Here is a 21624-nt window from a genome sequence, read left to right as displayed (position 1 = left end):
GCGGTGCGTCAGGCTGAAGTCACTTCGCAAACTCCACCACCGTGCTCACCATGGCATCCCTCTCATCGGTCACGCCGATGTACCAGGTGTTGGCCTCGGCTGGCGGTTTGGGCGCGGTGATGGTGCCGCCCTGGACCGTGGCGGGGATGGACTTCCACTCGCGTTTCGAGCGCAGGCCCGTGTCCGTGGTGTAGTTCAGCTCAGCCTTCTTCAGCGGGACCTTGCTCTCGCAGCTCACCGTGACCTTGTCACCTGAGACCACAGGTGCCGCCGGATTCGGCAGCGGATCTCCACCACGGCATTTCGAATCAATAAAGATCCCGATCTCCTTTGGCGCCCATCCTGGCGGATGTCCATGAGGCATCTTCACCTGGATGCGGATGTGCTTCTCACCGGGCACCGCGTTGTAGCTCTTCATGTAGCTGTCCAGCACGTAGTGCACGTCGTTGGTGCCGTTCACAAAGAGCATGGGCACGCGGCAGCGGGGCAGCAGGCTGCCGGGATCATACTCCTTCACCCACAGCGCGCGGTGTTCGGGGTCCAGCTTGTCGATGCTGGGCTTCTGCACGGACTCGCCCTCATGCAGGAAGCCGCAGCCATACACCGGCACCGCCGCCTTGAAGCGGTCATCCAGCGAGGCCACGAGGCACGTTGTGTAGCCTCCCCAGCTGATGCCCGTCACCGCTGTGTGCTCTGCATCCACTTCAGAAAAACTGCGCAGCAGAGAATGTGCGCGCATCACGCTGGCTGCGGCATGAAAGGGCCAGTCATCGCTGGTGTCCGGTGTCAGGATGCAGTCAAATTTTTCCGGGTGCCCATGCGGCGGGCCGCCATTGGCCAGGCGCTTGCGTTCGCCACGGTGCCCGTTGCCGATCGCCATGCCGGTCTTGGGATCAAACTCCACCTCAGGCGGCCGTGAGCCGTTCAGATCCATCGCAATGGCCGCGTAGCCGCGCTTGGCCCAGAGATGCACCCAGTCGGCAAAGGCTGTGCCGCCGCCGCCGTGGATGAGCACCACGCCCGGAAACTTCGCGCCCGGTTTCGCCTCCCCCAGCGTGACGGGCGAGGCATAGAAGGCGAAGACCTCCGTGTCCTTGCCCTGGTATTTCTCTCCCGTGTAGGTCAGTGAATGGATCGGCTGGTCCTGCCTCACCCACTTCATGGCGGGCACGTTGCTTTTGAGCGCATCCAGATCCCAGGGGCCGACTTTTTCGGCATGCAGGGAAGTGGCAAGACAGAGAACGGTGGAGAAGAAAGCAAACCTCATGGCGGGTGATCAAACGCTCTGGCAGGTCGCGATTCACCCTCTTTTTCATCAAAAAACAAAACCGCCGCAGCGAGCGACTCCTGGCACTCACTGCGGCGGCATTTGGGTCAACGAGAGATGGACCGCTCTCAGTTGGCCTTCTTCGGACGGCCAAGCACATCGTCCTTGGTCGTGAGCGCCACGGCCACGACCTGGTCGATGAGATCCTGGCTGATCTTGAGATCCTTCAGGGTGTTCACCAGGTTTTCAGCGATGGCGTTGAAATGCTCCTCGGTCAGGCCCATGCCGTCGTGGGCTTTGCGCATGTCCTTGCCGGTCCAGGGCAGCGGGCCGCCGAAGGCAGCGCTGAGAAATTCCTTCTGCTTCCGGCGCTGCTTGTCCATGCTCACATCATCAAAGAAGTGCTTCACACGGTCATCGGCCAGCACCTTCACATAGAAGGCGTCAATCGCGGCGTCCATGGCGGCTTTGCCGCCCAGCTTCTGGTACAGGCTGTCTTCGCGCGCCTTCAGCCACTTGGCTTTGCACTCTTCTTTGGCAAAGGACCACTTGCGGCCTTCATAGCTGGCGGTGATTGCAGGATCGGCAGGCTTGCCGCTGATCGGGCAGATCGTGTTGGTGGCTGCTTCTGTGGCGACAGCGGCGGGATCAACGGCAAGCGCGGCGGCGTTGACCAGCAGAGTCATGACAGCGGTGATGGTGACGATGGATGAGAGGATGAGTTTCATGGTTTGGTTGGGCCATTTAATAAGTTGCATCAGCAATACATCAATGCACCGATCCTGCGCAGCTCTGCGCATTTGTTGCGCGCTGCTTTCCGCGCCAATTCCGGCGCACAACGACGCAGGAAGTGCAGAGCATTGCACGTTTATAGTTGCATCATAAATGCATGTTTAAGACGGAACCCCTGCTCAAATCTGACATCGTCGGCCGCGCCGAGATCGAAACCCTGGTCAACACCTTCTATGAACGTGTGCGGGCCGATGACACCCTCGGCTTCATTTTCGACAAAGTCGCCCAGACCAACTGGACCATGCATCTGCCCAAAATGTATGCCTTCTGGGAGACCGTGCTCTTTCGCACGGGCGGCTTCACGGGCAACCCCCTGGCAGCGCATGCCAGACTGGTGCCGCTCACGGACATGGGCCGTGACAAGTTTGACCGCTGGCTGCAGCTCTTCCGCGGCACAGTGGACGACCTCTTTGCCGGAGAGCGTGCCGAGCACATCAAAAACTGCGCGGCAGACATGGCCAATGTCATCTATTCGCGCATTAATGGTGTGCCCGATCCCCGGTTCGATCCCGCAAACCTCACCCTGGAACAACGCGCGCGTTATTCACGTTATCAGCAGCCAGCCGCATGAGCCAGTTTCCCGCCTGCAAACACAAAAAGCACCGTGCCACCGGGCCGCGCCGCGACGGGCTTCACTGGCTCGCATCAGAGCCGTATCGAGTGTTCTTTTTCAGCGGAGCGCTGTGGAGCATCATCGGCGTCGCTCTGTGGCCGCTGTACTATGCGCAGCAGCTCGGCTTTTATCCGGGCCTGGTGCATGCGCGGATCATGATCGAGGCCTTTGGCGCAGCGTTCGTGGTGGGCTTTCTCGGCACTGCCGGGCCGCGCATGGCCACCGCGCCAAAGCTCACACCGCTGGAGCTTGTCGGACTCCTCGTGCTGCATCAGGCCTGCGGCATCTCTCACCTCACGCTGCACATGGCGTGGGGAGATGCGTGCTTCATCGCGCTGCTCGGCTCGCTGCTGCTGTGCCTGGTGGTGCGTGTGGTGAAGTTCCGCAAGGAGGCGCCCCCTCCCCAGCTGCTCCTGGCGCTCACCGGCTTGATCTGCGGCATCACAGGCGCGTCGCTGCTGCTTTCAAACGCCACCCTGGTGAATCTCCAGCTCCTGCGTCTGGCCAATCTGCTGCTCTACCAGGGCCTGCTGCTGCCACCGGTGCTGGGCATCGGCGCCTTTGTGTTTCCACGCATGCTGGGCGGAGATTTTGGCGATCCTAAAACCGCTGCGCAAAGACGCGCCAAGCTCATGCTCGCCCTGACGGCGGCAGTGCTGGTGGTGCTCAGCTTTTTCATCGAGGCGCACGGCTGGGTGATCTTCGGTTACGCTCTGCGGGCCGGCATTGCGGCAGGCTATCTGCTGGTTGAGGTCAGCTGGAAGACTTCGCAAAGCGGATCTCTCACCACAGGCCTGTTCTGGTCGCTTGCTTTGGGCTCGCTTGGCCTGGTGCTTGCCGGACCTTTCTATGCCCAGCATGTCAGCGTCGAGCATCTGCTCTACATCGGCGGCTTCGGCATGCTCATGCTCATCGTGGGCAGCCGCGTGCTCTTCGGTCACAGCGGCGATCTCGACGGCTTCTTTGTGAAGAGCAAATGGGTACGCTTCCTGGTCTTTCTCAGCGTGCTGGCTGCCATCACCCGCGCCACGCCCGCCTGGGTGCCGTCCACCACGGTCTCCCATCACATCTATGCCGCGCTGACCTGGGCGCTGCTGGCCCTCTTCTGGCTGCTCTGGCACTGCCGCCGGTTCGTCAAACGGGATGAGGAGTAGCCTCCCCGCAAAATCAGCACAGCATTCCCCACGTGCAGGTGGGAATGCAGCTTCTGGATTCGGTTTACTCCCGCATGAACGCAGCGCTGAGCAGACCCGAATGGTCCAAGGTGGAATCAATGGCCTATGACGGCTTCGACGAACGCCCGTTTCTCGTCTTCTGGGAAATCACGCGCGCCTGTGCGCTGGCATGCAAACACTGCCGGGCCGAGGCGCAGTCTCACCGCCACCCGGATGAGCTGACGCGGGAGGAATCGAGCCGCCTCATCCGCCAGCTCGCAGAGCTGAAGCCGCCCATGCTCATCCTCACGGGTGGAGATCCGCTCATGCGCACGGATGCTCTCGATCTAGTGCGCGAGGCCACCGCTGCAGGGCTCCATGTGGGCCTCAGCCCCTCCGCCACAGCACGGCTCATGCATGCCGACTTTTCCGAAATCAAAGCCGCAGGTGTGGAGCGCATTTCCCTGAGTCTGGACGGCGCCACGCGGCAGACGCACGACGCTTTTCGCGGCATCAGCGGTACCTTTGACCGCACCATCGCCGCCGTGCACCGTGCCCATGCGGCCGACCTCAGCGTGCAGATCAACACCACGCTTACTCGCGGCAATCTGCGCGAATACGAGGCCTTCAAGAAGCTCATGTTTGAGCTGAAGCCCGCCATGTGGAGCGTCTTTCTGCTGGTGCCAACCGGGCGTGCCGGCATCGCCGATCTGCCGGATCCTCTGGACATCGAGCATGTGTTTCAGGACATGGCCTCGCTCGTGGGCAAAGCCCCCTTTGCCATCAAGACCACCGAGGGCCACCACTTCCGCCGCGTGCTCATCCAGCGCCACGGAGCCAGCGGCAGACAGCGCCCGGGCATGCGCTCGCCGCTCGGCATTCGCGATGGGCGCGGTGTCATGTTCATCTCCCACACGGGTGTGGTATCCCCCAGTGGCTTCCTGCCTTTTGACTGTGGCAATGTGCGCGAGGAGCACCCCGCAGACATCTACCGGCATCATCCGCTCTTCATCTCCCTGCGTGACAACGACGCCCTCGGAGGCAAATGCGGGCGCTGCGAATTCCGCGCCGTCTGCGGTGGCTCCAGAGCACGCGCCTACGGCGTCACGGGCGACCCCTTTGCAGAAGACCCGGCCTGCATTTACCAGCCGAGGCAAGGCACGGCAAAGATGTCAGCAGCCCCCCACGCCTGAATCAAAGCGAAGGCGGCGTCCAGTCGGGGATGCCGCCGGCCTTCTCCTGCTTCTCGTACAGCTCCCAGAAAGGCTTGGTGGGAGACATGGGCGCGCTTTCATTCACCATGAGCGGCCGTGCCTCCTTCCAGAAGGCCTCGTACGCGGCGTTCATCTTCTGCACCACTTCAGGGTAGTCGCCGCTCACATCTGTCTTCTGATAAGGATCAGCCTCAAGATCGTAGAGTGCGCCCTTGGAAGGCTGCGCCGCAGCACCGGCGGCCTGCTTTTTCTTTTTGGGATTCCCGCCTGCAGCCCGTGGCCCCACGTAGCGGAAGCGCTGGTTGCGCACGCCGTAGTTGAGAAATTCCTGCGTGTCCGGCTCCACGCCTGTGGGCCAGCGCGCCACATGGCTGAAGAGGTAGCGGTCCTCCCAGTTCCCGGCCTTGTCTTCGATCAGCGGTAGCAGGCTGCGGCCCTCCACCTGGTTCTTGGGCAGCTCGGCTCCTGCCATGGCGGCAAAGGTGGGCAGCAGGTCGATGTGTGCCGCGATGGTCTTGATGTCGCGGCCTGGATGGATATGCCCGTCCCAGCGGATGAAGAAGGGCACACGCACGCCGCCTTCATCCGTGGAGCCTTTGAGCCCGACCTGGTCGCCATTGAAGAAAGGATAGCCCGGCACGATGTCCTTGCCGGGAACGCCGGGGCCACCGCCGGTGGTGCCGTTGTCAGACATGAAGATGACCACCGTGTTTTTATAAAGGTCCCACTCCTTCAGCTTCTCCGCCAGACGCCCCATGTTCTCATCGAGGTTCTCGACCATGCCGTAGAATCCGGCCTGGTCTTTGCCAAAGCCGAGATCGGTGAAGCGCTTCGCATTCTTTTCCGGTGCAATGTAGGGACCGTGCGGCGCATTGGTGGCGATGTAGGTGAAGAAAGGTTTCCCGCTGTCCTTCTGCTGCTTGATCCAGCCGAGCGCGGCGGTGAAGAAGACATCGGTGCAGAAGCCGTGAGTCTTCACAAAGCTGCCGTTGTGACGGATCACAGGGTCCATGTACTTGTTGTTTGGCGCATCCGCGCAGGAGCAGTCGTAGGCCTGGCCAATGCCGCCCGCGCCGTGGATGAAGGCTTCGTCAAAGCCGCGCTTGTGCGGCTGATACGCTTCTTCATCTCCCAGATGCCATTTGCCAAAAATGCCCGAGGTGTAGCCCTTGGTCTTGAGCACCTGCGGCAGGATGGTGGCGTTCAGCGTCATGCGCTCGCGCTCCAGAATGGTGTGCGTGATGCCGTTTTTGAGATCGTGCCGCCCCGTCATGATGGCGCTGCGCGTGGGCGAGCATGTCGGACTCACGAGAAAGCGGGTGAAGCGCAGGCTTTTCGCATGCAGCGCGTCGAGATTCGGCGTCTTGAGCCACGGGTGGCCCACACATCCCATCTGCGCGTAGCCTTGGTCGTCCGACATGACGAGGATGATGTTCGGCTTGCTGCCGGCGAGGTCGGCCACTGCGTGCAGGGCCAGGGCAAAGAAAAAGGTCAGGGCGAGTTTCATGGTCGGAACTGTGAGGACGCAGGCGCGGCGGTGCTCTTTCAAGCAATGCAGTCAGGAGGCGAGATACAGGCTACTTTTTGTAAGGCGGTCGCTTCACTTCGTGAATCACGGGCACGTCCTTGTTCATCTGTTCGTAAACAGCCATGAGGCGCTTCACCTCCTCAGGATGCTTGGCGGCCACATCGTGCTGCTCGCCGGGGTCGTTCTGCAGGTCAAAGAGCTGCATCTTGGCCGCCGCATCGCCCGTGTTCAGCCCCGGGAAGGCGTCCAGATTGTACTGCTCGTAGGGCGCAAGGATGGTGACGCCATCCGGCGCGCGCGGGTCCAGCCATTTGCCATCCGCCCCGGGCTTCAGCTTGATCTGCGTGGCAGGCAGCACATGCAGCTTCCAGCGCACATCGCGGACATTGCCCAGCTTCGAGTTGAGATGACCGAAGATGTATTCATGCGGCGGCTTCGCCTCAGCACTCTTCAGCACCGGCATGAGGCTGCGGCCATCCAGCGCACGGTCATCCGGCATCTTGGCGCCGGTCACATCCAGCACGGTCGCAAAGAGATCCATCGTGATCGCGAGCTGATCTCTCACCTGCCCGGCGGGGATCTGCCCCGGCCAGCGGGCGATCATGGGCACACGGTAGCCGCCTTCCCATTGCGCCGACTTCATGCCGCGCAGTCCGCCGCTGCTTCCGCCAAACCATGCGCCATTGTCACTGGTGAAAAGCACCAGCGTGTTCTCATCCAGCCCCAGCTCCTTCAGCTTCGCCAGCACCTGGCCCACGCTCCAGTCCAGCTCCTCCACCGCATCGCCATAGAGCCCCGCCTCGCTTTTCTTATAAAACGCCTCTGAGGCCGCCAGCGGCTTGTGCGGCATGGCCTCCGCCAGGTAGAGCAGGAAAGGCTGGTCCTTGCTCCGCTCGATGAAGCCCAGTGCGCGCTCCGTGTAGCGCCGCGTCAGCGTTGCCTGCACCACAGGATATTCAATGACCTGCGTGCCCTCCAGCACCTGCACCGGCCTCATGTCGTTGGAGTAGGGTATGCCGTAATACTCATCAAAGCCGCGATCCGTGGGCAGAAAGCCTGCCTTGTGCCCCAGGTGCCACTTGCCCACCATGGCCGTGGCATAGCCTGCGGCCTTCAGCACCTGCGCCAGCGTGGTCTCTTTCTCGGGCAGATGCAGCGCATCTGCCTCCGGGCCGCCATCCGGTGCAGGGTTCTGCGTCATGCCACAGCGGAAAGGATAGCGCCCCGTCATCAGCGCAGCACGTGTAGGTGCGCAAAAGGGTGCCGGGCAGTTGAATTGCGTCAAGCGCGCGCCCTCCGCCGCCATGCGGTCCAGATTCGGCGTCTTGATTTTCACATGGCCATAGCAGCCCAGGTCACCATAGCCGAGATCATCAGCCAGGATGACGACGATGTTCGGTCTCCCGGCTGCATGACACGGCATGGAAAACGCAAGGGACAGAAGTGCGAGCAGCAGAGTCTTCATGGGATTGTGCGCAGATACGTGGCGAATGGCACGATCATGCACGGCACTCCTTCAATTCTGAAACGTCGGTGCGGCAAAGTCTTTCCTGACATGCGGACTCAGAGCTCGTCTTTCACCGGGGTTTGATGATCAGGCTCTCCAGCGGCGGCGCCTCATGCTCGCCTGTGTTTTCATAACCGGGCAGCTCTTTGCCGCCATGCCGTTCTTCGCGTGATGTCACCTCCGGTCCATAAGCCATGCGGACGAGTTTCAGGTTTTCAATTTTGTCCTCCGCCCGCACTCCGACGCGTGTGCGGTAGATGGCGCAGTCCTCCACCGTCACACGTGCATCTCCGCGACCGCCCGGGCCGCGTGCACGGATGGCCACCTCATTGTCATCAAAGACGCAGTGGGAGATCAGCGCCTCAATGTGCTCCTTCAAATTCAGCGCCGCCCGTGTGCTGATCTGGCTGGGCTGGTTCCAGCCATGCATGTAGCACTGGCGGATGATGAGCTTGCAGCGCTCGCCATCCGGCGGAGTCTTGGAATCAAACGCGTTTTCCCCCGGGCTCTGCCCCGCTTTGAACCCAGGTGCGTCTTCCGCCAGCGGGCTGGTCCACAGGTGGCATTTTTCGATCGTGAGGCTGCCGCGCTGTTTGCGGTCAGGATCAAACTGAATGCAGTCGCCCGTGATGTGGGAGATGTCGCAGTTGCGGATGGTCACATCGCCCCAGCGACCGGTGATGCCATGTGCGTCCGTTTGTTTTTCAAAGGTGCCGTTGAGCAGGTGATGGATGCGGCAGTTCTCGATCACCACATGCGTGCCAAACACACCAATGCCATTGCCCGTGCCATTGAAGATCTCGCAGTTGCGCAGCGTCACATCGTCCGCGGTGATCTTCACAATGTTGCCGCCCGCACCCTGGGCATCCACGCGGTAGTTTTCATACACTCCCGGCTTGGTGATCTCCAGCCGGTGCACCAGCTTGGCCCCAGCCAGGGTGCCCACTGGCCCCTGAACTCCCGCCAGGTCGGCGGCATGCAGCGGAGCCAGCCAAGAGGAAAGGATGCTGCAGAGGAAAAGCGTTCGTGGCATGGCCCCTTGAACGTAGCCGCAGGACCAAAATTTCCAGTCTACCAGGGAATCACCACCCGATCTTTGACGAACTTCCCCCGCAGGGAATGCGGAGCGTCCAGCGCCAGCCAGGTCAGCGTGTCAGCACCCTCCTCGGGGCTGCGCGGTGCTTCGCTGCCGCCCATTTCCGTGCGGCACCAGCCTGGGCACATGCTGTTCACCATCACCTGCGGCAGTGCGGCGGTGAGCTGCTGCGTCAGCATGTTTAGAGCAGTCTTGCTGATGCAGTAAGCCGGCGCCCAGGCCTGCGGCTCGCCATCGAGCTGCCCGGCCCCGCTGGAGACATTGATGATCCGTGGCGCGCTCGATTTGGCCAGCAGTGGCGCAAAAGCCTGACTCACGCGCAGTGTGCCCACGACATTCGTGTTCAGCGTCTCTAGCAGCGCCTCGGGCTTCAGCTCCAGCAGGTTCTGGTAGTGGTCCAGCAGGATGGCCGAGTTGTTCGCCAGCACATCCAGCCGTCCAAATTGCTGCGTGGTCTGCCTCACTGCAGCATCCACGCTGTTCTGATCCGTAATGTCCGCCGCCACGCCCACAGCTCCTTCGCCGATTTTTTCAGCCGCCGCCGCAGCACGTGCGCCATCACGACTGCTGATGATGACCTGCGCACCACGTGCGGCCATTTGCTTCGCGGCAGCAAGGCCAATGCCACGCGTGGCTCCAGTGATGAGAATGACAGGTTTCATGCGATGAAATCAGGCGGCGTTGCTTCACGCCCGTTCCCAGCGGAACTTACGCTCCTCCTCACGGATCGGTTGATCGTTGATGCTGGCATAGCGTCTGGCCATGTAGCCGTTTTCATCAAACTCCCAGTTCTCGTTGCCATGACTGCGCCACCACTGACCAGCCGCGTCATGCCACTCGTATTCAAAACGCACCGCGATGCGGTTTCCTGTGAAGGCCCAGAGCGTTTTCTTGAGCCGGTAGTCCTGCTCCTTTTCCCACTTCTTTTTCAGAAACTCGACGACTTCGGCACGGCCATTGAGAAACACATCGCGGTTGCGCCACTCGGTGTCGGGTGTGTAGGCCAGCGAGACGCGCTCGGGATCGCGGCTGTTCCAGGCGTCTTCCGCGGCCTGGACTTTCTTGATGGCCGATTCTTCAGTGAATGGTGGCAGGGGTGGGCGTGGGTTCATGGTGTTTGCAGTTTGAGTTGGGATTCGAGTTCGGCAATGCGCGCTTTCAGTGGAGCGACGGCTTCTTGTACTTCGGCGGCAGTGAAACGGGGTGTGATGAATTTGGGGCAGTTCCAGTCGTAGGATAAAACGTCGATGACAAAGATGCGCTCCACTCTCGCGGCATGACCTCCGGGTGGCGCGGTCTTTTCCACCAGCTCGGAATGTTCCCGCGCATCCAGCACCTTCGCATGACCGATGATCTTCAGCCTTTCACGCGCTGGATAATCCATGAGGAAAAGGCTCACGCGGTCATTCGCCGCAAGGCTCCCCACGCTGATCATCTGGCGGTTGCCGCCATGGTCTGCAAACATGAGCTCGTTCGGCCCGGTGACACGCAGAAAGCCTTTGGCCCCGCCGCGATGCTGCAAATACGGCCAGCCGTTTTCCGTGATGGTGGCCATGTAAAACGAGTCGCGCTGCGAGATGAACTCCGCTTCTGCAGCCGTGAACACGTCACGCTCAGGCGTGGATTCAAAGGCGGGGTGCGTCCGCCCGTAGTAATGTCGCTCCGCCTCGAACACGGCAGGCGTGAGCACGGTGTGCATGTATCGGTCGGCCATATTCGAGGTGGAGTGAGAGGTGGTTGTTTAGGCGACGCCGCCGAAGCTGACAAAATCGTCGAGATCAAGGTAGTCAAAGGTTCCGCGCAGATCTTCGCGCGCCGGATTGAGGCGTTTGATCTGTTCCGTGAACCATTCGCGCATCTCCACATCGTTGAAAGACACGGTTTCAGTCCAGTCGGACCACTGATTGATCTCAAGTGGCGTGCGCTGCAGCGGCGCTTTTTCACGCACCCACGCCAGCACCTCCCAGTCGCCCGCTCCCCTTTTCACCTGCTCCAGCAGCGCTTCGGGCTGAATGCCGGTGAAACGGAAGAAGTGGCCGTCATTGGGAGTGTCATAGACATACTCTCCGTTGGTGCCGGCGAGCGTGGCGCGCGCTTTGTCCAGCATGCGCGGCAGGATGGTGTACCCGCCGAGGCGCACGCGCGGGCTGCGCGGGGCGCGTTGAGTAAGGTTCGGTGCGTTCATGGGATGTTTCAGTGAAGTGAAGACATGATGAAATTTCAGAACACGAGCGTCTGCCAGCCTTCAGCCAGATAACGGCGGATGCTCGCAAAGCCGGGAGTGCCGGCCAGCGCGAAATCTTTGATCTCAGGCAGCCCGCAGGCTTCGACTTCCTTCGTCGCACCAAAGACGTTGGAGCAGCCGCAGGAGGCGCCGGCGATGGCCGGGCGCACAGCATTGTAGAGACCATGCGCCGGATGCGTGGGCTTCGAGAATTCAGCAGGCCAGCGGACGCCTGTTCCGGCGAATACGACACTGACTTCGTCGCTCTTTTCCTGCGCTTCCGCAGCGAGGGCGAGGCCATTGAAGGCGCGGCCAAGGGCTTCTTCGCCGTTTTTAGGATCGGAGGTGATGATGATTGCGATTTTCATGGGATGGTGTGTTTGGGTTTGAATGCTCTCTCTGGAGCAGGCGTATGCTGCTCTGCCTTTCAGCCTGCGGGTAATGCCGGTTCCTTGTTGCCGTTATGCCGGAAGCGCATAACCTTGGTGATATGATGGACCGCATCAAAGCCCTGCTCACCGTGATTGACGAAGGCAGCGTCAACCGCGCTGCGGTGCGTCTGCGCATCACCCAGCCCGCGCTGAGCCGGCAGATGCAGGCTCTCGAAAATGAACTCGGCGGCAAGTTGCTGGAGCGCGAGACCAGCGGCGTAAAGCCCACGGGCCTTGGCCATGCCTTGGTCAAGTCCATGCGCCCTCTCGTCGAAAATTATGAGGCTGCTCTCGCCGATCTGCGCCGCCAGGCGCGCGGTGAGCGCTCCGAGCTGCGCGTAGGGTATTTGGGCTCGGCCGCTCAGAGCATCCTCACTCCAGCTTTGGCAAAGCTCCGCAAAGTCCAGCCGCACGTGAAGCTCAAACTGCAGGACCTCTCACCGCGTGAGCAGATCGACGCCCTGCGCGCCGGAGAGCTGGATCTTGCGCTCATCGGCCAGGAGGGCCAGCTGGCGGCACGTGAGTTTCACAGTGCCAGGCTTTGTTCCCTGCATGTCTGCGTGGCCGTGGCGGATGATGATGCCCTCTCCACTCGCAAAAGCGTGACGCTGAAAGAGCTGAAGGGCCGCGACTTCATCGGCGTGGACGAGGAGCAGGTGCCCGGGCGCAATCGCTGGGTCGCTTCCATGTGCAAAGCCGCCGGATTCAAGCCGCGCTTTGCCGTGATTGTGGACGGCATCTCCAATGTGCTTTCGCAGGTCGTCTCAGAATCCGCAGTCACCCTGCTGCCCGGTTATTTTGAAAAACTCCAGCACCCCGGCATCACCTTTGTTCCTGTCAGTGATGACAGCGCTCGCTGGGACTGCATCGTGCTCTGGCAAAAAGGCCGCGCCTCCGCCGCCACCCGCGCGCTGGTGGAGGCCCTGAAGCAGGTCGCGGCGACGCTGCGCTGAGCGGATCAGCGCAGCCTCAGCCCATGCTGCTCCCAGAAGGACTGCATGGCCGCATGCGAGCCGTTGAAAACATTGCGCTCCACCGGCCGGTCGAGGTTGCCAAAGTAAAGGCTGTTGCGGTTCATGCCATGGTTGTACACCTTCGGCTGCGAGCGGCCATGAGACCAGTCCACACCCCCATACTGCCACAGGGCCCAGTCTGACCACACCTGATACTGATGCAGCAGCCCGTGCGGACTGCCTGGCGCGGGATACACCGGCCCCGCGCCGCTGTCGTGGGCATACAGCGCCAGCCAGTACGGCATGCGGCGCAGCTTGGCTTTCGTGGCCGGGTCCGCGCTGCTCAGCAGCTGCTTCAGGTGCGTACTGTTCTCCAGATACGCCACCGGCACCACCCCCGTGCGCGACTCCACCCGGTCCATGAAGCGCAGGATGTCCGACATGCGCGAGTTCGCGTCAAAGTCCGCGCACAGCAGCAGCGCAGGCGCATTCCACGCACGGCCATGTGCCAGGGAATGCGCCCTTGCACAGAACTGGTCCGCCTGTTTTACCGCATCCACATGCGTTTGCAGCCGGTAGTAAATCCCGGGCAGCATCCCATTGCGATCCGCCGACGCCAGGAAGTGCGCACACTTCTCATCCAGATTGCCACCCTTGCCCGCCCGTGCGATCAAGGCGCTGGCCCCATTGGCTCGCAGCGCGGACACATCATGCTCCGAGTACCCCTGACCCGGCCGCTGCTTCTCCTTCGGATCATACGCCGACACATTGATGATCTGCGGCATGCCCCAGGAAGACATCGGCGGTGGGATGTCTGGCGGCCCGCCGATGGGCGGTGTGGTGCAACTGGCGAGGGCAAGGAGTAGCGGCAGCAGCAGGGGGCGTTTCATAAAGGAGAATGATTCACTCCATCGGCTCGCGCGCAAGGGAGCGTTTCCCACGGCATAATCTAATCCAACCCCAGATCCTCTATGAACCTCTTGTTCTCGCCATACTTTTCCTCCGGCAGGCCTAGCTGGTCTAGAACGATGTGTTTGATCAGCAAGGCAATGTCACCCCGTGACAAAGCATGGCACTCGTCCTCTGTGAGTCGTTGCAACAGATGATAAGACGTCCAGTCAGACAGCTCTCCGAGTGTTTTCAGTTGGGCGGGAAAGTCCGTGCTGAGTCCGAACCAGCGCAGGCGCGGCCATGCTTTGACCCCCATCTCTTGTTTGAGTTGGCTCCATTGCCGACGGCGCGAGCTGCGATCAGCAAGCACATCATCGAGTTTCTGAATTCTGCTGACTTCGCCGTCAACCAAGCCCAAAACCCGCAGAGCTTTTGTCAGTTGCACCCAGACGGTCTCTTCTTTGGCCCGAAGCACAACGGTGTCGCTTTGCGCTTTCGCATCCAGTTTGGCGGCGATGCATTCAATGGCATCCCGCGGAGTGCGCATCTTTTCAGCTTCCTGATCGGAGATCGAAATCTGGAAGGTTTCCTCAAAGGCTAAAACAAGCTCGACGCTATCAAGACCCATGGCGGACGATGTTTGATAAAAGTGGAATCAATCGCTCTGCCGCACCAGTTCACAGACTGTCGCAGCTTTGGCAAGGAGCCTCATGCCATTCCAGCGGTGCCGGCAGTTCGAAACCTGCGTATTCAATGTGCAGCACGCGGCGCCTCCTCGGGCTGGAGGAACGCGAGGACGCATGCAGCAGCAACGGCCGCATCAGCAGCACGTCACCGGCTTTGGCTTCGCAAAGCACCTCTTCGCGCGTTTCACGACACCCCTGTATCGCTTCCGCGCTCAATCTGCCCAGCCGATGCGTACCCGGCAGCACTCGCAGGGCTCCGTTGCCTGCATCTGTATCGTCCAGGTGCAGCCGCACGGCCAGCATCTGCTCTAGCAGCATCATGGGTGGCTGCACATGCGGCACACCTTCCTTGACACTCCACGGCCCAAAGCCAGTCATTTCCGTCTGCTCTTTGAGCGCAAGTGTCAGGTCCTGGTGCCAGGCCACGAGCCAGTTGGTTTCCGGGCGTTTGTCAAAGTAGATGCCGCGAACCGGGACGGGGTTGAAGGCAAGATATGGACTCACCAGATCTGCCAGCAATGACTGCGCCAGCTCAGCCACCTCGCGGACGCGCAGCATGCCACGGGAGCCCGCTCCGTTCGCATCACCCAGCAAGGCAGCCAGAGCATGGCGGGCTGAAGCATCGAGCACATTCGGCACGATGACGAACCCGTGAGCGTCCAGATGAGATGCGAAATTCATGCTGTCGATGGCTTGCGCGTTTCCCGCTCATTTGCAAGCCGGCCATTGCCGGTGGAGGTGTTTCAAAAATCCGTTCGTGTCACCTTGCCGCCATCCTCCGAACGAAGCTCGATCCAGTCGAGCTCCATCCGCTGCTCCTGCATGGGCAGGTAAAGCCGCACGATGCCCAGCGGTCCAGCAGCAGGAATCTGCACGCTGATCTCCTCCCAGCCGCCTCCCTTCAGCGTGAAGAGCACGCGCTGCGCTTTGCCACCGTTTGGCACCCAGTCAAAATGCGAAGTGCCCGCCTTGGCCTTGATGCGGAATTTCGCTGTCGTCGGCCCGCTGTGCTTGCCAGCAGCGAACCCGAAGAAGCACTCAAAGCCGATGTTGGTCACACTCACGATGCCGTCCTTCACCGTGGCCTTGCAGTCGCGTGCCTTCCAGCCTTGCAGCGCGGGATCGCCGTCATCTTTGGCAGGTGCCTTGGCTTTTGTCTTGGCCTGCGGCTTGCCTTCGAGCTCGGGATGATGCTGCTTCGGATCAAAGGCCGGATTCGGCACCGGCAACACCGCATGGGTTTCCTTCAGAAACGCTTCGATCAACGTGTCCAGCTCCTGCACGAGTTCGGGCTTCTGTGCGGCAAGGTTGCTCTTCTCGCCGGGGTCATCGTGCAGATTGAAAAGCAGGTATCGGTGCGCGCCTTTCTCCCCGCCGTGAAAAAGGCGGATGAGCTTCCATTCGCCGCGATGCACAGACACTCCGGGCGGTAGCCAGTCCGGCACATTGGGAGAGGAATGCGGGAAGTACTGGAAGACCGCCTTGCCTGGCAAATCGCCGCCTTTCAGCGCGGGCACAAGGCTGTGGCCGTCAAAGATCTGCCCTGCCGCAGGCTGGATCGCGAGGGCTTCGAGCAGCGTGGGGTAGTAGTCCTCGCTCTGGATCAACGCATCGCTGCGTGCTCCCGCTTTGGCGAGACCTGGCCAGACGATCACGCCCGGCACGCGCGTGCCACCTTCAAACAGGCAGGCCTTGCCCCCACGCAGCGGCGCATTGCTGGTGGGAGTGGTGTCGTCCACCTTGTCATACATGTTGCCCCCGTTGTCGGAGGTGAAGATGATGATCGTATTGTCCGCGATCTTGAGCCGGTCCAGCGCATCCAGCAGCGTGCCGATGGCGTCATCCATGCTCTCCACCATCGCCGCATACGTCGGGCTGTGTTGCGGATCTTTGAGATTCACACGCGCACGATGTTTCTCGATCAGCGCCTTCTTCGCATCAAACGGCGCATGCACGCTGAACATCCAGTAGTTCAGGTAAAACGGCCCGTCCTTGTGCTCCTCCATGAAGGCCACGGCCTCCTTGGCCATGCGGTCCTCGATGTGCTGGTCCGGCACGTCTGGGTCCGCGTCAAAATCGGCAAACTTCCACGGCGCCATGTAGCTACCCGCCGGTCCGGGTCCGGGATGGTGCGGCACATCCACATCAAAGCCCTGCTGCAGCGGCGAGTAGGGTTCGGGGCCCAGATGCCATTTGCCAAAGTGGCCCGTCGCATAGCCCGCATCGTGCAGTGTCTCCGCCAGCGTGCGATATTCAGTTTTCAGGCGTGTCGGCGGCGTGGGCTGGATCGCCTTTTGGTCCGCTGCAGATTTTTTCGGCAGCGTCGCTTCCAGCACCACCTGCGGCATGTGGCAGTTCGGCACGGTGATGCCCGTGCGGGCCGGGCTCAGCCCCGTGAGAATAGCCGAGCGCGTGGGCGAGCACAGCGGACTCGCGGAATACGCCCGCGTGAAGGTCATGCCCCGCTGTGCCAGCCGCTGCACGTTCGGTGTCTGGTAAAACTTCGTTGTGCCATAAAGCGTCGTGTCACTCCAGCCGAGATCATCGGCCAGAATGATGATGACATTCGGCTGTTTCGCAGCAGCGAGGAGTGCCGGACAAAGGGCCAGAAAGCAGAACAAGAGTTTTTTCATCGTGACGCAGGCAGAAGATCAAGGGTGCGAAACTCAGCAGGACCAGGCGGCAGATGCACACGCACATGGATGACACGCCCCTTCGCCGGGATTGCCACCTCCTGCGTCTGCCATTCATCGCCCGCTTTCACTTCAAACGGCACGCGGTTCGCAGGGAGAAAGTCTTTGTCTCCATCCATGCGCCAGGCGATGGCGCCCTGGCCGGCGGCAGCCGTTTTGAAAACGATTTTGGCTGTCACAGGTGCGGCCAGCTTGATCTGGCTGCGGGTGATGAAGGTGCCCTTGCCACCCTTGTCTGGCGTGAGCACCAGCACTCCATTCTTATTGATGAGGCTGCCTCCGCGTGCCAGCCAGCCGCGTGTGGCCTTGGTGTCGGGCTGCTCGGCTTTGGCTTCAGGCTGCGGCGCAGGCTTTCCTTCGAGGTAGAAGTCAAAATAGGCATTCCACACCCCAGCCATAGGCCCGAGTGCGAGGCCTGGCGGGTTCAGCTCTCCACACCAAGCCGTGAGTTTGCCGCGCAGCCGTGCTGCGATGTCCGGATGCTGCGAGGCGAGGCTGTGTTTCTCTTCCAGGTCGGTGGAGAGATCGTAAAGGTACTCGCGCTCGCCCCCGCGCAGCAGCTTCCAGTTTCCCTCGCGAATGGCGCTTTGGGCCATCCAGCGCCACATCAGCGCCACATGCGGTGGCCGCGTGTCTTCACCTTTGAGATACGGCATGAGATTCACGCCATCCAGATCTCCCGGCTTGACGGAAACGTCCGCCAGCGCCGCTGAGGTGGCCGCGACATCCAGTGCGCTCACCGCATGCTCATACGTCTGCCCGCCGGGAATCGTGCCGGGCCATGCGATAAGAAACGGCACATGCATCCCGCCTTCGCTCAGCATGCCTTTTTCTCCATTCAGCGGCGTGTTCAGGCTGCCGTCCCAGCCGCCCGCATCTCCTTCCAGCGGCGAGTCGGTCTTGTGAATCTTCAACGGCGCCCCGTTGTCGCCGATGAGGAAGATCAGCGTCTTCTCAGTCAGTCCATGCTGCTTCAGCGTGTCCGTGATCAGGCCCACGCCATCGTCCACCGCAGCCAGCATGCCCAGCGCAGCACGGCGGCGCTCCGGCATCGGGCCTGGAAAGCGGTCCTTGTACGACTGCGGTGCATCCAGCGGCGTGTGCGGCGCACGAAAGGCAACATATAGAAAGAACGGCTGCTCTTTGTAGCGCTCAATGATTGCCGCCGCTGACTTCGCACAACCATCGACGTGATAAAGCTCCGGCTTCATCTCGCTCATCGGCCGGTCCTGACCATCCACCGTGATGTTGGCGGGAAACTTCTGCTGCCCATGCTGCGAATACACATGCTTGAACCCATGCTTCGTGATCTCGCTCTGCGGGCCGAGGTGCCATTTGCCAAACTGCGCCGTCACATACCCTGCCCGCTGCAGCCGCGTGGCGATCGTCGTCTCCTTGTTAAAGCCATCCAGCGTAGAGTTGTTGTTGTCCAGATTGAAGCGTCCTTGGAATTTCCCCACCATCAGTCCTCCACGTGACGGCACACACTGCGGCGCGGTGCTGTAGCCGTGCTTGGCCACGACACCGCTGCGCGCCAGCGCGTCGATGTGCGGCGTTTTCACATCCTTTTCCACACCGCGGATGCCGAGATCGGCATAGCCGTGGTCGTCGGTGTAAAAGACGATGATGTTGGGCTTTACGGCAGCACTGGCTGCTTCAGCCAGAATGACGAGGCCTAGAGCGAGGAGAATGCGGAGCTTCATGGTGCTTTCTTTTTCTTGGTCTGGTCAAACATCGCTGCAGCTTCGTGGCCCACCTGGCCCGGTGTCACGGCGTCTTTCAGGGACTCGGCCAGTTTGGCACGCATCGTGGCCAGACGCTCGGGCTCCTGCGCGGCCAGATTGTTCTTTTCGCCGATGTCGTTGGCGAGGTTGTAGAGGGCGAAAGTGTCTGCGGTGTTGGCTGTCTTCTTCGCACCCCCCTTGCCCTTTTTGCCCTTCCCCTTTGCTTTCGCGCCTTCTGCGGGCGCTTCTTCGCTGTCGGCGTCGCTGCCATTCACGACGAGCTTCCAGTCGCCCATGCGCAGCGCGGCCACGGTGGGAGACTGCACGCAGAGGATCGCATCATGCGGCGAGGGCGCACCCTGCGTGAGCATGGGCCAGACATCTTTGCCATCCAGCGGCGTCTTCTGTTCCAGGGAGCCACCGGCCAGTTTCACCAGCGTGGGATACCAGTCCACAGTATGCATGGGCTCTTTGATACGCTTGCCAGCCGGAATATGCCCCGGCCAGTTGGCAAAGGCGCACCCGCGCACACCGCCCTCATAAATGCTGCCTTTGAAGGCGCGCAACGGCCCGTTGCTGCCAGGAGGCGGACCGCCATTGTCGGTGGAGAAAATGATGAGCGTGTTTTCACGCTCCCCGCTTTTTTCTAAAGCGGCCACGATCTGCCCGATTGCCTCGTCCACCGCTGCCAGCATGCCCGCGAGTTTTTGCCGTCCGCCCGTCAGAGCGCCATAAGGCTTTAAGTACTCCTCCGGCACCTCCAGGGGGCCATGCACTCCATTGAACGGCACGTAGAGAAACAGCGGCTTCGCCTTGTCCTTTTCGGCGATGGTGCGGCAGGCCTCGCGTGCGAGGAGATGCGTGGTGTAGCCCTCTTCTTTGATCTGCTGGCCGTCGCGGTACCAGTCCAGATCCGGGCCGCGCATGTGGGTAAAGTAGTCCAGCATGCCAAAGTAGTGCCCATAGTGGTGGTCAAAACCGCGTGAGGTGGGCAGGTAGGCAGGCTCAAATTCACCCAGATGCCATTTGCCGATGATCGACGTGGCGTAGCCCGCATCGTGCAGCGCATTCGCCAGCGTGCGTTCCGTCAGCGGCAGACCCCACGTGGCATGCGGACGCACGATGGTGTACACACCCGTGTGCGTGGCATAGCGGCCGGTCATCAGCGCAGCACGTGTGGGCGAGCACACCGGCTGCACATAGAGCGACTCCAGCACGGTACCTCCGGCTGCCAGCTTGTCGATGTTCGGTGTCTGGATCTCCTTGCCGCCATTGAATCCGCAGTCCGCATAGCCCAGGTCATCGATCAAAAAGAAGACAATGTTAGGCTGCTTCTCGGCTGCGAAGGCCGATACCGAAAGGAGAAGGGATGATAAAAGCAGTGCGATGGTTTTCATGAGAGGAGAATGGAGATAAGGTTTCATTTGGACTTCTTCTTTTTGTCGGCGCCGGGATCGACCATCGTCACCGGTTCGCCAATCAGCAGCGGTTTGCCAAAGACGGTCTGCTTGTCTCCCTGCTGCTGCATCCAGGCGTCCACATCCTCACGCAGTTGCTGCAGGCGCTCCGCCTGCGCGGGTTCTGCGGCGAGGTTGTGCAACTCGTTCGGATCACTCTTCAGATCGTACAGCTCCTCCGCAGGCCGCACTGAGTACCGCTTCACCTTGGCCGCAGCTTCCGTGTTAGACTCAGCGGCGCTGAGCCAGCTCTGCCAGTAGTTGAAGCCGCTGGTCACCTTGCTGGAGCGGGAGATATGCGTGTGGTGCTGAAATTCGGGGTGCAGGTTGCGGATGTACTTCCAGTCACGCGTGCGCACACTGCGGATGGGATACACATTGAAATCGCCATCCCCGCTGTGCGTGGTGAAGATTTTCTCCCGGTGTGTCGTGACTTTCCCCAGCAGCACACCTGCAAACGACTTGCCGTCAATACCCTCCGGCACCGTGCCGCCACCGAGCTCGATGAAGGTGGGCAGCAGATCCGGCCAGGCGATCATGGCATCATTCGTGGAAGCCGGTGGCAGATGCCCCGGCCAGGCTGCGATGAAGGGGATGCGGATGCCCGCATCGTACAGATTCCATTTCCCAAACGGCCACTGCCCGCCGTGATCAGCGGTGTAGATGAAGAGTGTGTCCCCGGGCACCTTGTCCTTGGCCAGCGCCCGCAGCTCGCCGAGCAGGGTGTCCGCACGCGTGATGTCCGAGCAGTATCGCGCCCGCTGCTCCCGCGTCGCCGCAGTATCCACATGTTTAGGGGGCAGCTTGAGCGCCGCCACATCATAGCCCGCATTCTCACCCCAGGGCACATGCGGATGACGCGTGCCGAAGAATAAACACAGCGGCTTGGAGGCATCGCGAGTGTTGAGAAACTTGGCCACTTCCACGGTGTCCGAATCGCCCTGCTGCTGCCCGCCGAGAACATCAAAGCCATGGTCCTTGCCGTAGTTCCCATGCGCTACCTTGCCAAACGCCGCCACTTCATATCCCAGCGCATGCAGCACCGGTGGCAGCGAGGGCACGCCAGGAATCTTCGCCTTGTGGTTCGGCTCCGCCCCATTCCGCGCTGGCCACAGCCCCGTGCACAGTGTGGTGCGGCTGGGGCCGCAGGCAGGAGAGGCCACAAACGCATGCGTAAACTTTACCCCCTCCGCCGCCAGCTTCACCATGTTGGGCGTGCGGATGTCCGTGGCTCCATAGGGCTCGGAATCCAGCATGCTGTGATCGTCCGAAATAAAGACGACGATGTTTGGCGGCACGGTTTTCTCTGCCGCCAAAAGAGGCAGACACAAAAAAGACGCGAAGATAAACGACAGAGACAGGTTGGACATGCGCCCCGTTAACGAACGGTCTTG

21 protein-coding genes are annotated in these 21624 nt (G+C 61.1%); 4 read left to right on the top strand and 17 right to left on the bottom strand.

All coding sequences use genetic code 11. The annotated features are described in order from the left end of the window. Positions 1–19: 19 nt before the first annotated feature. Positions 20–1267: an alpha/beta hydrolase family protein gene (locus tag ACZ5WW_RS14645; RefSeq protein ID WP_377171473.1), complete on the bottom strand. Its 1248-nt coding sequence runs from the start codon at positions 1265–1267 to the stop codon at positions 20–22. A gap of 128 nt (positions 1268–1395) precedes the next feature. After that, positions 1396–1995 carry a globin domain-containing protein gene (locus ACZ5WW_RS14640; protein WP_377171471.1) on the bottom strand — a complete coding sequence of 200 codons (600 nt, stop codon included), beginning with the start codon at positions 1993–1995 and terminating at the stop codon, positions 1396–1398. 161 nt (positions 1996–2156) lie between these two features. On the opposite strand from ACZ5WW_RS14640, the gene ACZ5WW_RS14635 reads away from it, so the two are divergent. The 3 genes from ACZ5WW_RS14635 (at position 2157) to ACZ5WW_RS14625 (ending at position 5019) form a co-directional block, all read left to right on the top strand. Beyond that, positions 2157–2630 carry a group III truncated hemoglobin gene (locus ACZ5WW_RS14635; protein WP_377171469.1) on the top strand — a complete coding sequence of 158 codons (474 nt, stop codon included), beginning with the start codon at positions 2157–2159 and terminating at the stop codon, positions 2628–2630. After that, positions 2627–3826 (top strand): NnrS family protein, encoded by a 1200-nt coding sequence (locus ACZ5WW_RS14630; RefSeq protein WP_377171467.1) that lies wholly within the window; start codon positions 2627–2629, stop codon positions 3824–3826. The genes ACZ5WW_RS14635 and ACZ5WW_RS14630 overlap by 4 nt, the downstream gene beginning before the upstream one ends. A gap of 74 nt (positions 3827–3900) precedes the next feature. Next, on the top strand, positions 3901–5019 hold the full coding sequence (locus tag ACZ5WW_RS14625) for a radical SAM protein (protein ID WP_377171464.1): 1119 nt from the start codon (positions 3901–3903) through the stop codon (positions 5017–5019). 1 nt (position 5020) lies between these two features. Here the strand turns inward: ACZ5WW_RS14625 and ACZ5WW_RS14620 are convergent, their stop codons facing one another. From ACZ5WW_RS14620 to ACZ5WW_RS14585, 8 genes are all read right to left on the bottom strand, one after another. Next, positions 5021–6547 (bottom strand): arylsulfatase, encoded by a 1527-nt coding sequence (locus ACZ5WW_RS14620; protein WP_377171462.1) that lies wholly within the window; start codon positions 6545–6547, stop codon positions 5021–5023. A 70-nt stretch (positions 6548–6617) separates the two neighbouring features. Beyond that, positions 6618–8033, bottom strand: coding sequence for a sulfatase family protein (locus tag ACZ5WW_RS14615; RefSeq protein WP_377171460.1), 1416 nt, complete (start codon positions 8031–8033; stop codon positions 6618–6620). Between the two features lie 112 nt (positions 8034–8145). Next, positions 8146–9108 carry a right-handed parallel beta-helix repeat-containing protein gene (locus ACZ5WW_RS14610; protein ID WP_377171458.1) on the bottom strand — a complete coding sequence of 321 codons (963 nt, stop codon included), beginning with the start codon at positions 9106–9108 and terminating at the stop codon, positions 8146–8148. A gap of 38 nt (positions 9109–9146) precedes the next feature. Then, a complete protein-coding gene (locus ACZ5WW_RS14605) occupies positions 9147–9833 on the bottom strand; it encodes an SDR family NAD(P)-dependent oxidoreductase (RefSeq protein WP_377171456.1) in 687 nt (228 codons plus the stop codon). Between the two features lie 24 nt (positions 9834–9857). Further along, positions 9858–10283: a nuclear transport factor 2 family protein gene (locus ACZ5WW_RS14600; RefSeq protein WP_377171454.1), complete on the bottom strand. Its 426-nt coding sequence runs from the start codon at positions 10281–10283 to the stop codon at positions 9858–9860. Next, on the bottom strand, positions 10280–10885 hold the full coding sequence (locus tag ACZ5WW_RS14595; RefSeq protein ID WP_377171452.1) for a pyridoxamine 5'-phosphate oxidase family protein: 606 nt from the start codon (positions 10883–10885) through the stop codon (positions 10280–10282). The genes ACZ5WW_RS14600 and ACZ5WW_RS14595 overlap by 4 nt, the downstream gene beginning before the upstream one ends. Before the next feature lie 27 nt (positions 10886–10912). Next, positions 10913–11356: a DUF5069 domain-containing protein gene (locus ACZ5WW_RS14590; RefSeq protein WP_377171450.1), complete on the bottom strand. Its 444-nt coding sequence runs from the start codon at positions 11354–11356 to the stop codon at positions 10913–10915. Positions 11357–11391: 35 nt separating this feature from the next. Continuing rightward, positions 11392–11763, bottom strand: coding sequence for a DsrE family protein (locus ACZ5WW_RS14585; protein ID WP_377171448.1), 372 nt, complete (start codon positions 11761–11763; stop codon positions 11392–11394). A 122-nt stretch (positions 11764–11885) separates the two neighbouring features. Here ACZ5WW_RS14585 and ACZ5WW_RS14580 point away from each other — a divergent pair, with 122 nt between their 5' ends. Further along, entirely contained in the window at positions 11886–12779 is an 894-nt protein-coding gene (locus ACZ5WW_RS14580) for a LysR family transcriptional regulator (RefSeq protein ID WP_377171446.1), read from the top strand. Positions 12780–12784: 5 nt separating this feature from the next. Here the strand turns inward: ACZ5WW_RS14580 and ACZ5WW_RS14575 are convergent, their stop codons facing one another. The 7 genes from ACZ5WW_RS14575 to ACZ5WW_RS14545 all read right to left on the bottom strand — a co-directional run bounded on the left by ACZ5WW_RS14575 (position 12785) and on the right by ACZ5WW_RS14545 (position 21600). After that, positions 12785–13669, bottom strand: a complete 885-nt coding sequence (locus ACZ5WW_RS14575; RefSeq protein ID WP_377171444.1) for a GH25 family lysozyme — start codon at positions 13667–13669, stop codon at positions 12785–12787. 59 nt (positions 13670–13728) lie between these two features. Beyond that, positions 13729–14298, bottom strand: coding sequence for an acyl carrier protein (locus ACZ5WW_RS14570; protein ID WP_377171442.1), 570 nt, complete (start codon positions 14296–14298; stop codon positions 13729–13731). Between the two features lie 49 nt (positions 14299–14347). Continuing rightward, positions 14348–15037, bottom strand: coding sequence for a phytanoyl-CoA dioxygenase family protein (locus tag ACZ5WW_RS14565; protein WP_377171440.1), 690 nt, complete (start codon positions 15035–15037; stop codon positions 14348–14350). Between the two features lie 62 nt (positions 15038–15099). After that, positions 15100–16989 (bottom strand): sulfatase, encoded by a 1890-nt coding sequence (locus tag ACZ5WW_RS14560; RefSeq protein ID WP_377171438.1) that lies wholly within the window; start codon positions 16987–16989, stop codon positions 15100–15102. Further along, complete coding sequence (locus ACZ5WW_RS14555) at positions 16986–18752, bottom strand: sulfatase family protein (protein ID WP_377171436.1); 1767 nt, start codon at positions 18750–18752, stop codon at positions 16986–16988. Before ACZ5WW_RS14555 ends, ACZ5WW_RS14560 begins: the two co-directional genes overlap by 4 nt. Beyond that, complete coding sequence (locus ACZ5WW_RS14550; protein ID WP_377171434.1) at positions 18749–20170, bottom strand: arylsulfatase B; 1422 nt, start codon at positions 20168–20170, stop codon at positions 18749–18751. Before ACZ5WW_RS14550 ends, ACZ5WW_RS14555 begins: the two co-directional genes overlap by 4 nt. 23 nt (positions 20171–20193) lie before the next feature. Beyond that, entirely contained in the window at positions 20194–21600 is a 1407-nt protein-coding gene (locus tag ACZ5WW_RS14545) for a sulfatase family protein (RefSeq protein WP_377171432.1), read from the bottom strand. Between the last annotated feature and the right edge of the window lie 24 nt (positions 21601–21624).

Source organism: Prosthecobacter fluviatilis (assembly GCF_055388355.1).
Note: the sequence above shows the minus strand (reverse complement) of the source record. Positions and strands in the feature narration are given on the sequence as shown.

Coding starts and splice junctions, on each gene's coding strand:
- ACZ5WW_RS14645 (WP_377171473.1), bottom strand. CDS start 1,267: ATGAGGTTTGCTTTCTTCTCCACCGTTCTCTGTCTTGCCACTTCCCTG.
- ACZ5WW_RS14640 (WP_377171471.1), bottom strand. CDS start 1,995: ATGAAACTCATCCTCTCATCCATCGTCACCATCACCGCTGTCATGACT.
- ACZ5WW_RS14635 (WP_377171469.1), top strand. CDS start 2,157: ATGTTTAAGACGGAACCCCTGCTCAAATCTGACATCGTCGGCCGCGCC.
- ACZ5WW_RS14630 (WP_377171467.1), top strand. CDS start 2,627: ATGAGCCAGTTTCCCGCCTGCAAACACAAAAAGCACCGTGCCACCGGG.
- ACZ5WW_RS14625 (WP_377171464.1), top strand. CDS start 3,901: ATGAACGCAGCGCTGAGCAGACCCGAATGGTCCAAGGTGGAATCAATG.
- ACZ5WW_RS14620 (WP_377171462.1), bottom strand. CDS start 6,547: ATGAAACTCGCCCTGACCTTTTTCTTTGCCCTGGCCCTGCACGCAGTG.
- ACZ5WW_RS14615 (WP_377171460.1), bottom strand. CDS start 8,033: ATGAAGACTCTGCTGCTCGCACTTCTGTCCCTTGCGTTTTCCATGCCG.
- ACZ5WW_RS14610 (WP_377171458.1), bottom strand. CDS start 9,108: ATGCCACGAACGCTTTTCCTCTGCAGCATCCTTTCCTCTTGGCTGGCT.
- ACZ5WW_RS14605 (WP_377171456.1), bottom strand. CDS start 9,833: ATGAAACCTGTCATTCTCATCACTGGAGCCACGCGTGGCATTGGCCTT.
- ACZ5WW_RS14600 (WP_377171454.1), bottom strand. CDS start 10,283: ATGAACCCACGCCCACCCCTGCCACCATTCACTGAAGAATCGGCCATC.
- ACZ5WW_RS14595 (WP_377171452.1), bottom strand. CDS start 10,885: ATGGCCGACCGATACATGCACACCGTGCTCACGCCTGCCGTGTTCGAG.
- ACZ5WW_RS14590 (WP_377171450.1), bottom strand. CDS start 11,356: ATGAACGCACCGAACCTTACTCAACGCGCCCCGCGCAGCCCGCGCGTG.
- ACZ5WW_RS14585 (WP_377171448.1), bottom strand. CDS start 11,763: ATGAAAATCGCAATCATCATCACCTCCGATCCTAAAAACGGCGAAGAA.
- ACZ5WW_RS14580 (WP_377171446.1), top strand. CDS start 11,886: ATGATGGACCGCATCAAAGCCCTGCTCACCGTGATTGACGAAGGCAGC.
- ACZ5WW_RS14575 (WP_377171444.1), bottom strand. CDS start 13,669: ATGAAACGCCCCCTGCTGCTGCCGCTACTCCTTGCCCTCGCCAGTTGC.
- ACZ5WW_RS14570 (WP_377171442.1), bottom strand. CDS start 14,298: ATGGGTCTTGATAGCGTCGAGCTTGTTTTAGCCTTTGAGGAAACCTTC.
- ACZ5WW_RS14565 (WP_377171440.1), bottom strand. CDS start 15,037: ATGAATTTCGCATCTCATCTGGACGCTCACGGGTTCGTCATCGTGCCG.
- ACZ5WW_RS14560 (WP_377171438.1), bottom strand. CDS start 16,989: ATGAAAAAACTCTTGTTCTGCTTTCTGGCCCTTTGTCCGGCACTCCTC.
- ACZ5WW_RS14555 (WP_377171436.1), bottom strand. CDS start 18,752: ATGAAGCTCCGCATTCTCCTCGCTCTAGGCCTCGTCATTCTGGCTGAA.
- ACZ5WW_RS14550 (WP_377171434.1), bottom strand. CDS start 20,170: ATGAAAACCATCGCACTGCTTTTATCATCCCTTCTCCTTTCGGTATCG.
- ACZ5WW_RS14545 (WP_377171432.1), bottom strand. CDS start 21,600: ATGTCCAACCTGTCTCTGTCGTTTATCTTCGCGTCTTTTTTGTGTCTG.